Raw genomic sequence first — 10,773 nt, 5'->3', positions numbered from 1 at the left:
CCAGCCAAATATCCGTTCAGGTTCAAGCAATAATGCTTATCCGAACGGCATTAGAGTCTTATGACTAGGCTTTCGTCGTTTCTGGATACGATAATTTTGTCTTCGAGCAACGAGTCCCGGTCGCCTGCGACCCCAAGCACTCCACCATTTATAAGAAGTCTCGCTAGAAATCGCGGGGCTTTTTTGCATCTAAATTATAGTGTTCGCCCTTCCATTGAATGACTTTTACACAAGGTTTGCGCGTAACCCATGACTCCTAGTTAACGTGTCCCATTATTCTGTTATTTATTAGAAAGTCTAACTCTACGATTAGAGTCTTTTTATTTGTATTTTCTACACCAGTTGTTATTTGAAACGAGCATGCGTTTCACAAACGCATATAGCTTTAAGCTTAGCACTCAAATACTCGAGCTATGCGACGTTGTAAGTCAGGTTAATGAGACTGTTCTGACTCAGCTGTATCCATTCAATATCGAAGTTATATAAGGCTTACAACTCATCCTATGTGCCCTGCGTTCGCAGATGTTTGCTTTATCAAGCGAGTGCACTTTAGTATTAGTTAACAGCCCTTCGTCTACGATACCTGACTTCTATTTTTCTCTGTGAATCTAGAGGGTACTTCTGATGTGTAATTAGGAATCGATCATGGATGTTTCTGCTAAGAGCGCTATAGCCCTTAATGAGGTGACTTCATCCTCTTGTTATTCATTAAGCTCAAACCACTCTTAATTGTATTGAGCACCCTGTTTGAAAAGTATCTCAAAGGGGAATTGGACTATATTTCAGGTTGAAGGAGAAAGTCGCTAGATTAAGGGCCCAAATTGGTGCCGGTGGGATACATATGCTAAGAAATAGAGAATTTCTCGTATTCGTGCAGTGATATTTATTATCCAATCAGATCGAGACTCTCTGGCTCTAGGTTCAGGTATCTTAGGAGATGTTTACCGGTCTCTTTTCTACTCTGATGTGTTTGTTGACTCGATATGAATTAGTTATGTTGACCACTTTACTCTGAACATATTGATTTCTTGCTGGTTAATTCAAGCTATGTTTTGGCTATTGCGACTAATATTAAGCTAGAAGGGCGTTATCGTTCACTTGGTAAGAATAGACTCAAAAAAAGATCATCGGGTGATATTTTAGTGATTATTTTAACAAATAGATAAAGCCTTAAAAGCTAATGGGGCGAACTATGAAATTAAGCTTTAACTTTGAAGATGCCAGTCAGATCTTTGTAGGATCTTTTGCTTTGGCTGTACCGATTTCTTTTTCCGAAGAAGCCTGGAAGTTAGGGGAGACTTTGCCTACTGCTAATCTGTTGCTGCTATTTTTATTATCAGCTGTGTTCTTAGGCTTTTATACTTATGAAAGTGTCTTTCAAAAAAATGTTGTTGCGCGCATGCCGGTGTTTATTTTCAGAATTGTTATTGCTTATGCTATGACGGCGTTGGTAGTTGCTTTGGTCCTGACATGTTTGGATAAGTTGCCTCTATTAAGCGATCCAATAGTCTCGTTTAAACGTGTCATTGTTATATCAATGCCCGCGTCTATGGGGGCTATTATAGTGGATAGTTTCGATAAAGAGTGAAACCGTATATCACCCAGGTTAAGTCATCAACAGAGCCATTCTAGCGCTTATTTGGTTCACTCTTAGATAACCAAGTAGCAAGCTCGCTAGAAAGGTTTCGACATGTCGTTGAGTGATTAAAGCTAAATCAAAAGAGTAAGGCCTAATTGTTTTACAAGAAAATTAAGACTGAGAGTTTCTGTACTGAATGAGCGATTAGAAAGGTGAGGGGGATGGAGGCACGCTAGGATCTTTAGATGCAAAAAAGCCGCATCAATGATGCGGCTTTCTTTAATTGGCTCCCCTTGCAAGACTTGAACTTGCGACATACGGATTAACAGTCCGCCGTTCTACCAACTGAACTAAAGGGGAATTGATTGTTTTATCTCTAATCAAGAGAATGGTGCCGACTACCGGAATCGAACTGGTGACCTACTGATTACAAGTCAGTTGCTCTACCTACTGAGCTAAGTCGGCATCATGTATCAAGAAGCTTACGCTTAATGATTAACTTGGCTCCCCTTGCAAGACTTGAACTTGCGACATACGGATTAACAGTCCGCCGTTCTACCAACTGAACTAAAGGGGAATTATTCTTAAAGCTTTAAAGAAATGGTGCCGACTACCGGAGTCGAACTGGTGACCTACTGATTACAAGTCAGTTGCTCTACCTACTGAGCTAAGTCGGCACATGATATTTCTTTGTGCTTTACTGTTGTTGTCAAGGACACCAACAAATAAATTGTGGTGCCCGGAGGCGGAATCGAACCACCGACACGAGGATTTTCAATCCTCTGCTCTACCGACTGAGCTATCCGGGCTACGAGGTGTATTAAACGTGTTTTCGCGTTCTGGGTCAACATTAAATTGCAAAAAAAGTATTGTTTGATGTTTTTCTATACTTAGTGGGTTGTTTTTGTTCGTTTGGGTAGAAAAACCTAGGTCTAGCATGCCTTAAAAGATGGCAAAACTACGGTTAACTGCTTTGAATGGGCGCTGAAATAAAAAAAGCACGTATGAAAACGTGCTTTTATATTAAAGGTTTTTCTCGAGAGTTTAGTGTTTTACTTCAAACCTATTTACCCAAGTCTCTAATTCGTTAGAAAGAGAAGCTAAAGTTTGAGTGCTGTTATGGCTTTCCGTTACGACATCGCTCAGTTGGTTGCCACTTTCTTCGATCATATTGATACGCTTCGATATATCATCGCTTACCTGAGTCTGCTCAGCGGCTGCTGTTGCGATTTGATGGCTCATTGATGATATAGACTCTAATGCAATCACAATCTGTTGTAGAGCTTCAGAGGCATTCTGAGACTCTGCTACAGTACTTTCACTCGTTGCCGCGCACACATTCATTGTTTGAATGGCGTTACGGGAACCTTCTTGAAGATTATTGATCATTAACTGAATCTCTTTGGTGCTCGATTGCGTTCGACCAGCAAGATTACGTACCTCATCCGCCACTACTGCAAATCCTCGACCTTGTTCACCCGCTCGCGCAGCCTCAATAGCAGCGTTAAGTGCTAACAGGTTAGTTTGTTCTGCAATATCACCTATAACGTCCAATACCTTAACAATATTGTTTACGTCGTTATCTAGGTTAGCGACAGCTTCACTGGCTGTACCTAATTGTCCTGCTAGGCCTTGAATGTTATCTACTGTGTTGTGGATTAGGAGCTGAGTATGTTGGCTTTGTTTGTCTGCCTCGTCGGTGTTACGAGCTGTATCGCCAGCTGAATCGGCAACATTATTTGCTGAAGACGCCATCTCAGTCATTGCTGTTGCGATCATTTCAGTTGATTGTTGCTGAGTTTCAGTAAGTTGAGCGATAGAACCTGCACGATCTTCCACGCGCTGTAATTCGCCTCTTAACGCTAGCATTGAAGAGTTAAGGTTTGATACTAACTCTGCCAGTGATTGACTCATTTGTTGTACAGCGTGATAGATACTGCCTTGCTCAGCTTGAGTCTCAAACGATGTTTGAATTTTTCCTTCTGCTACAGCTTGTACTGCTTCTCTTACGTCTTTGGGTTCACCGCCAAGTAGCGATAGCATACGTTTAATTGAGATAATCAAGCTTGAAAGAATGACACCAGCAATAGCCAAACATAAAATCAGTTGCCATTGTGCTGTTGACCAAAACCTTGCGTTGACTTCATTGAAGCCGATACCTGTACCTACAACCCAACCCCAATGAGGTGTTTTTTCTGCGATGGACAGTTTTTCTTCAATGCTTCCGTCGGGGAGTTTTTGTGTCCAGGTGTACTCGACTATTTGTCCTGTTCTATTGCCAAGTGCTCGCTGAATAAGTTGGCCAACGCTATTTCCATCGCCATCTTTAAAATCATTAAAGCTGGTTCCGTGTAGTTGCGGATCTAAAGGTGTTGCGACAAAAGTCATATCTTCATCAGCAACATATACATATTCATTGTCTTTATAGATATTGTTGCGCAGTAGGCGAGTGGCCAGCTGTTTGGCTTGTTGTTCTTCTAGAGTGCCATCAATAGCCATTTTTTCGACTTCAGTAAGAATGCTGTATGCACTTTTAAATAGCTCTGTCACGCGAGCTTTGTTGTCTATGTTGCTAGCAACTCTTAAGGTCCATAAACCTGTAGCCGTAAGTGCGAGCAAGGCAATCAAAATGATGCCTGATAATAAATAAGCTTGCGTTTTTAATTTCATATTTCCCCGTGCAGCGATCTAATAATAAGTATGGTGTATCATTCACGAATCTTAAGCTAAGTCGTGTAGTGCAGGTATCAGAAAGGTATCAAAACATGATGAAGATTAAATTTACGAAGAAAAAAAAGTCCCCAGAAGAACATTTTTCGCTGTCAAATGAATAAACAGAGGCAAGAGCAATTACTCTATTGAGGGTGGCGGACGTAGTCCATTTACTAGAAGATCAAGATTTAATGTTGAACTGATGTGTTATTGAATTGCGTTACTTTTATTCAAACGAAAAAAAGCCAAGTCTCTCGACTTGGCTTTCTTGAATGTGGCTCCCCTTGCAAGACTTGAACTTGCGACATACGGATTAACAGTCCGCCGTTCTACCAACTGAACTAAAGGGGAATTACTTGTCTCAACATCAGGTCTATAGAGACCATCATTTGTTAAGTACCAAATAATGGTGCCTCGAGGCGGAATCGAACCACCGACACGCGGATTTTCAATCCGCTGCTCTACCGACTGAGCTATCGAGGCAAAAGAATGGTGCCGACTACCGGAGTCGAACTGGTGACCTACTGATTACAAGTCAGTTGCTCTACCTACTGAGCTAAGTCGGCACACTAAATTCTTTATGCTTTTGTCCGTGTTGCTACTCCCTGTTAAAGAGTGTTGACACCAACAAATCAAATTGTGGTGCCCGGAGGCGGAATCGAACCACCGACACGAGGATTTTCAATCCTCTGCTCTACCGACTGAGCTATCCGGGCAACGGAGCGCTATTAAACGGATTTTCTGCATAACCGTCAACACCTTTTTTGAAAATAACTAAAAAAAACGTTCGTTAGTTGTTTTTTTATTCAAAAGTGAGGCTTACGTTTTACCTTGGTTAAAATCTTTCTTGAATTTTGTTACTTTCTCTAAGTATCGGCGCGACTCTTTATTGGGATGTTTCTTTGTTAGTGCCCAGTAAGCTTGACTCGGTTGCAATGAATTTAAGTCACGCATTGCTCGCTTTCTATCCTTACTGAAAGTATTGAGCACGCCACCAGTGCCGCCGTTGTATGCTGAGATCATACTGTACTCAAGCGTGGTTGGGTGTTTTACGTCTTTTAAATAACGATTTTTAAGGATGTAAAAGTATGCGGTGCCTGCATCAATGTTGTTTTCTGGATTGAATAAGTACTCAGGACTTGGTTCTCCAGGTTTCTTTTTAACGAGCTTAAAGACATCTCGGCCAGCGGTTTTAGGTACCACCTGCATAAGACCATAAGCATTTGCCCAGCTCACCGCGTAAGGATTGAAGCTGCTTTCTGTCTTGATGATTGCATAGATCAAGTCTTCAGGGATGTCATAGCGTTGAGATGCTCGTTGTACTATGTCGGCATACTTATAACTACGTTTGCTCGCATGATCTGCCACCATTGGGATTTCGACGTAGTAGGCTTTTTTAAAGTCTACCTCTTTGGTTTTTAGGTTATTGGCGATCAGGTAATCTGCGAATTTGTTAGCACGCCATGTCCATTGGATGGGCTTTTTCTCTTGGTCTACGACTTGGTTGTAGAGGAAAGGTTGACCTTCTAGCTTTATGCTTTTGGACGAAAATAGATCGACATGAGCTGGATCATCGGGTGTCAGGAGCGTCGTCATGATCGCATTTTTGAGGTGCTTTTTAGGATCTGTTAAGGAGACGGTTTCTACCGTTATGATACCTTGACTGAAGTTAACTTCTGAACGGCTTAGATAATTGTCTATGTATTTCACATAGTTACTCTTACCTGCCATCTTTACTTCACTGCTGCCCCAGCGCTTTTGGATATTGCCTGAAAAGCTACTAATCAAAGCATCCAACGCCCCAGTATCTTTTTCAAATTGCCCTGGTAGTTCTGCCAAATTACTTACAAACCGGTTGGTTGGTTCGTAGTTAACATCATAAATGCTTTCGACAAATTCACGACTGCACCCTGTTAACAACATGGCTGTTAGGAAGTAACTTAGCTTTTTCATAGTTCCTCATACAAAAATGACATCGCGGCGTAAACCATGATGTCATTAAAATTTATTTAAATAAATGTCTTATTCGCTAGGCGGGGTATAGCCATCAATAACGACATCTTTACCTTCGAAAAGGAAGTTAACCATCTCAGTTTCAAGAAGTTTACGATGCTCAGGATCCATCATGTTCAGCTTCTTTTCATTGATAAGCATGGTTTGTTTGCTTTGCCATTGTCCCCAAGCTTCTTTAGAGATGTTGTCAAAGATACGCTTACCTAAGTCACCTGGGTAAAGTTGAAAATCTAGGCCTTCAGCATCTTTTTGAAGGCGAGCACAAAATACAGTGCGGCTCATAGTGGTTCCTCTTATCGCGTTCGTTGATTCAAACGTCGTTCAGTTCAAAGGGTAGGCTCTCAATAAGCTGCTTTACAGGAGCGGCTAGGCCAATTTCTTCCGGTTTTGATAAGTTATACCAGAGACCTTTAGTCCCTTCCATTATCAAATCTGGTTGTTTATCTAATTTTACTAATACAGGCGTGATATCTAAGTGGTAGTGGCTGAAAGTATGTCGAAACGCAATCATGGTCTTGATCGAATCGGTTTCATTGTCTTTGATCGAACGAAGGTCTAACTGATGTTCGATCTCTGCGTTTTCATTTTGAGGGAAACAGAATAGTCCTCCCCAGATACCAGATTGAGGGCGTTGTTCGAGCCATACTTGATTGTTGTGGTACAGAATCACAAACCATGTTTCTTTTATCGGCTTTTCTTTCTTAGGCTTCTTACCTGGGAAATCGAGTTGTCTATCGAGCTTCTTAGCTTCACACATGCTTTCAATCGGGCATAAGGTACATTTGGGTTTGCTACGAGTACAAACCATCGCACCCATGTCCATCATGGCTTGATTGTACTTATCAACATCTTGATTGGGAGTGTGTGCTTCTGCGTGTTCCCAAAGCTGGTTCTCGACTTTCTTTTGCCCCGGCCAACCTTCTACTGCAAAGCTTCTCGCTAAGGTGCGTTTGACGTTGCCATCAAGAATCGCATGAGGGAGTTTATGCACAGAGGACAACACTGCAGCGGCAGTAGAGCGTCCAATACCCGGTAGCGCGTTCATTTCTTCGATAGAAAGCGGAAATTCACCATCATATTGCTCAGCAACGATCTTGGCTGCTTTATGTAAGTTACGAGCTCGCGCGTAATAGCCAAGCCCTGTCCATAAGTGCAGCACCTCATCTTGTTCGGCGTTCGCTAGGTCAATAACCGTTGGAAAGCGTTCTAAAAATCGCTGGTAGTATGGAATCACCGTGGCCACTTGAGTCTGCTGAAGCATGATTTCAGTAATCACGAAATAAGTGGAACTTTAACATTAGTCATTATAAATCAGTAATTAACGAGATTTTTAAATCTAAGTGGGTCATTAATTATCGGATTATAAAAAGTAATGTCAATTCCGGATTAGGTAGTCATATCTATTTAGATAGATACATCAGCGCACAGTTATCAGGTCAATTGCTACTTTCTATCTAATTTTCAATTATGTGAACTCGGATGTTTTTTCTCAATGCGGATTAACGCTTCGTTTTGATTAATTAAAGTTTATTAAACCACATACCGTTGAGCCCGCAAGCCTCACAAGTTGTCTGCCTAGAGGTTTTTGATGTTTCTATAGATTTATTTCATTTAATCAAAATGGGTAGATTTTGAAGATTTAAACTACCTGAAGCTACTGCCAATTTATCCCCCATCTAACACTCTTTTTTAAATGCGCAAGCCCCAATTATCCTTTGTTTTAGTGGGTTGCGCGTTTTGAGTTTCATGTTTTCATCAAACTTACTTATTGATAAGGAGATGAAAATGAAAGTGATTTATCAAGCGCAGAGCTTAAGAGATTCAGATGGTAAAACGTTAGATTTACCAGTGTTTTTAGATAGCACTAGAAGGATTATGCAAGCGCCAACACAATATATGCTTGATCGAATCGAGTCCGGTTTTTGGAACTCGAAGCACACCATACGCTCGAATAAACAGGCTCTTGAACACTTTTTTGCTTATATTCAATCCAAAGGAATCAATCTCTTAGATATTCAACTAAAGCATGTCGTTGCATGGCGTCGAGAGCTGCAGTTAAAGAAGAATTTAAATACGGTATCAAACCAGACAATTAATATTCGATTGAGAGCTGTGATCAGCTTCATTGAATGGGCATTTGAGAATGGTTATGTGCATGCGAATTTTGAAGGTGTAAAAGTAGAAACCTCATCTGCAAGCGGAGGTGTGAATTTTAATCAAAAGCAGAGTGTTAGGAAAGCGAGGCGAAACCGCTTATTGCTTACTGAAGCATTTACCCGGGCTCCTCTACCCACAATGAATGAAATTAATCGATTCGTTACTTATGTCTCTAAACCATTTGTTCCCATGGTAGGGTTAATGCTAGGAACGGGAATGAGAATTAGCGAAATCGTTTCTTTGCCGCTATCAGCGTTGCCTTCTTACGCCACTGTTGCACAAAGTCCAAATACTTTACATCATATCCAGTTGTCACCAAACTCGATGACTATTAAGAATAGCAAGGCTCGAACGGTATTTATTCCGGGTCTTCTATATTTGAAAATATATGATCAAGTGATGAATGGAACGAATCATTCAAACCCGCGTTTGTTCTTTGCAAGCTCTAGCAAGTCTGCATGGCATCCTTCTACGATTCAGAAAAACTTTCTACACGCATCTTTAAAGGCGCAATTACGTCATACGATTACTCCGCATATTCTTCGGCATGAGTTTGCGACAAGAACTTTAGAGAGCTGGAAAGATGCAGGATTTCCTTCCGAAATGGCCTGTTTGATTTGGCTACAAAAACAACTGGGGCATGCACATGTAAGCACAACGGCCAATATTTATATCAATATGACGAGTGAATTACATGCGAATGACCGTCAGGTACTTCATCAATATGAAAAAGATATTTCTCAAATGATGGAGGAAGAGCGAAATGCTTAACTCGAATGATGTAATCGACTCTTCAAAAAGTACTACCAATGTAGTGGCTATCAAAGCACCGATGAAGTGGGTAGTTTCTGATCCTGTTCATGGGAACACGCACTTTGATGTTCAATCTCGTATCGTGAAGTACCCACAGTTAAAACAAGTTATCTTACAACTTAACACTGGGGTGTATTCTCTTTATATGAAGGAATACTCACTTAAATCCTTGGCTCAGTATCGCCGAGGAATTGATGTTTTTCTTCTATATCTTGATGAACATCAGCAGATTACGGATGTTAGCGTATGTGGATACGCTTTCTTATATAGCTACCTGAAATGGTTTCAATCTCGTCCTATTCAGGAGGGTGAACGCCGAGGAAGGTTTCGTAAGTCATTAATGATTGCTCGGTTGATCCCTAAACTCTTGTTGAGCTTAGCTGAAATCTATCCAGAGCAAGTTCATCCCGATGTTCTTACTGGGCATATGCCGTGTGTCCGAGGTATCCCTTCCTCTCCAAGAGAGCCCTATTCAAAAAGAGAATTCCGCAGCATTTTAAAGGCCTGCAAACAAATTATTGAACAAGATAAAAATGGAAAGTGGAGTGGTGCAGATTCAGTTGTATTGGCGGCAGCGGCAGTGCTGATGTCAATTTATACTCTCGCCAATAAAACGGATATCTTACGGCTGACTGTCGATTCGATGTATCCACATCCTCATGACCCTGAACGTCGAGTTTGTTTTGCGTTTTACAAGCCACGTGCTCAGCATCGTACTATTGTTAAGGATTTTGATGTTGGTGATGAAACTACACGTGAAATGATCGCGGAATCTCGTCTGTTTCATACTAGTGCGAAAAGTTTGTTTATGTATCTTAAAGAGCGTTCAGACCAATATCGGAGCGCTGAAGGTCTCGAAAATGGTCAGTCCATTTGGTTGTATAGAATCAATGTTTTTTCGCAGACCAGTGAAAAGGTCACAACATTAAAAGCTGGTTATTTAGATAGCAGTCGTAATACCAATCAAAATAGCGCGGCACCACTTGATGTTATTACGAATATGTTTGAGCTCATGGATGATGAAGATAAGCCTTTGCGGATTCGGTTATCACGTTTACGACCGACGTGTGTCCAAGTTTTGCGCCGTTATGGTTCGATAGCAAGTGTTTCTCGAATTCTTGGTCATAAGCTTCGCTTTGGTCAAGGGAGTTCGTTAACGACGCATCGACATTATCTAAATACATCGCCTGAACAAAAGGCGAGATTAAGCCTGTTGCTGGAGCGGTTACATGATTATTCGGTCACAGGGAAAGCAAGCTCTTGGATTCAATATGAAAAAGATTACGAGCTAACTCTTGAGCAACAAAATGAGTTGCAATTAATTCAATCTGACAGTCGTTTTAAAACTCATGTTGGGAGCTGCAAGAACCCCAAAAATCATGAACAAATGAGCTCACAAGGCCCAAGTTGTTTGGATTTCATGCAATGCTTGTTGTGCCCTCACATGGCTTTGTTGCGTAATTCAATGGAACTAAATCAAGAACCTACGATCTGATCAG

General features: G+C 41.1%; 6 protein-coding genes, 9 tRNA genes and 1 pseudogene. 3 read left to right on the top strand and 13 right to left on the bottom strand.

The window, feature by feature from the left end; translation table 11 throughout:
- Positions 1–1,192 precede the first annotated feature (1,192 nt).
- Positions 1,193–1,588, top strand: a complete 396-nt coding sequence (locus AB6D07_RS21825; RefSeq protein WP_009847710.1) for a DUF2391 family protein — start codon at positions 1,193–1,195, stop codon at positions 1,586–1,588.
- Between the two features lie 275 nt (positions 1,589–1,863).
- On the opposite strand, the gene AB6D07_RS21820 is transcribed toward AB6D07_RS21825, so the two are convergent.
- The 13 genes and pseudogenes from AB6D07_RS21820 to mutY all read right to left on the bottom strand — a co-directional run.
- A tRNA-Asn gene (locus tag AB6D07_RS21820) sits at positions 1,864–1,939 on the bottom strand.
- A 29-nt stretch (positions 1,940–1,968) separates the two neighbouring features.
- Positions 1,969–2,044 (bottom strand) — tRNA-Thr (locus AB6D07_RS21815).
- Positions 2,045–2,080: 36 nt separating this feature from the next.
- Positions 2,081–2,156, bottom strand: a tRNA-Asn gene (locus tag AB6D07_RS21810).
- 24 nt (positions 2,157–2,180) lie between these two features.
- Positions 2,181–2,256 (bottom strand) — tRNA-Thr (locus AB6D07_RS21805).
- Positions 2,257–2,312: 56 nt separating this feature from the next.
- Positions 2,313–2,388 (bottom strand) — tRNA-Phe (locus AB6D07_RS21800).
- A 235-nt stretch (positions 2,389–2,623) separates the two neighbouring features.
- Positions 2,624–4,249, bottom strand: a complete 1,626-nt coding sequence (locus tag AB6D07_RS21795) for a methyl-accepting chemotaxis protein (protein WP_017101452.1) — start codon at positions 4,247–4,249, stop codon at positions 2,624–2,626.
- 317 nt (positions 4,250–4,566) lie between these two features.
- A tRNA-Asn gene (locus AB6D07_RS21790) sits at positions 4,567–4,642 on the bottom strand.
- Positions 4,643–4,698: 56 nt separating this feature from the next.
- Positions 4,699–4,774 (bottom strand) — tRNA-Phe (locus AB6D07_RS21785).
- A 7-nt stretch (positions 4,775–4,781) separates the two neighbouring features.
- Positions 4,782–4,857, bottom strand: a tRNA-Thr gene (locus AB6D07_RS21780).
- Between the two features lie 74 nt (positions 4,858–4,931).
- A tRNA-Phe gene (locus AB6D07_RS21775) sits at positions 4,932–5,007 on the bottom strand.
- A 103-nt stretch (positions 5,008–5,110) separates the two neighbouring features.
- Positions 5,111–6,244: a membrane-bound lytic murein transglycosylase MltC gene (gene mltC, locus AB6D07_RS21770; protein ID WP_017103679.1), complete on the bottom strand. Its 1,134-nt coding sequence runs from the start codon at positions 6,242–6,244 to the stop codon at positions 5,111–5,113.
- 69 nt (positions 6,245–6,313) lie between these two features.
- Positions 6,314–6,586, bottom strand: a complete 273-nt coding sequence (locus AB6D07_RS21765; RefSeq protein ID WP_004735465.1) for an oxidative damage protection protein — start codon at positions 6,584–6,586, stop codon at positions 6,314–6,316.
- A gap of 28 nt (positions 6,587–6,614) precedes the next feature.
- Positions 6,615–7,577: pseudogene (gene mutY, locus AB6D07_RS21760) on the bottom strand (A/G-specific adenine glycosylase); the annotation flags it as partial.
- 512 nt (positions 7,578–8,089) lie between these two features.
- On the opposite strand from mutY, the gene AB6D07_RS21755 reads away from it, so the two are divergent.
- A complete protein-coding gene (locus AB6D07_RS21755) occupies positions 8,090–9,232 on the top strand; it encodes a tyrosine-type recombinase/integrase (protein WP_017103677.1) in 1,143 nt (380 codons plus the stop codon).
- Positions 9,225–10,769 (top strand): hypothetical protein, encoded by a 1,545-nt coding sequence (locus AB6D07_RS21750; RefSeq protein WP_372140750.1) that lies wholly within the window; start codon positions 9,225–9,227, stop codon positions 10,767–10,769. Before AB6D07_RS21755 ends, AB6D07_RS21750 begins: the two co-directional genes overlap by 8 nt.
- Positions 10,770–10,773 lie beyond the last annotated feature (4 nt).

The organism is Vibrio sp. 10N.239.312.C11, assembly GCF_041466065.1.
In the GTDB taxonomy this organism is placed as follows: domain Bacteria; phylum Pseudomonadota; class Gammaproteobacteria; order Enterobacterales; family Vibrionaceae; genus Vibrio; species Vibrio tasmaniensis_A.
The sequence above is the reverse complement of the archived record's forward strand: the minus strand, read 5'-3'. Positions and strand labels throughout refer to the sequence as shown.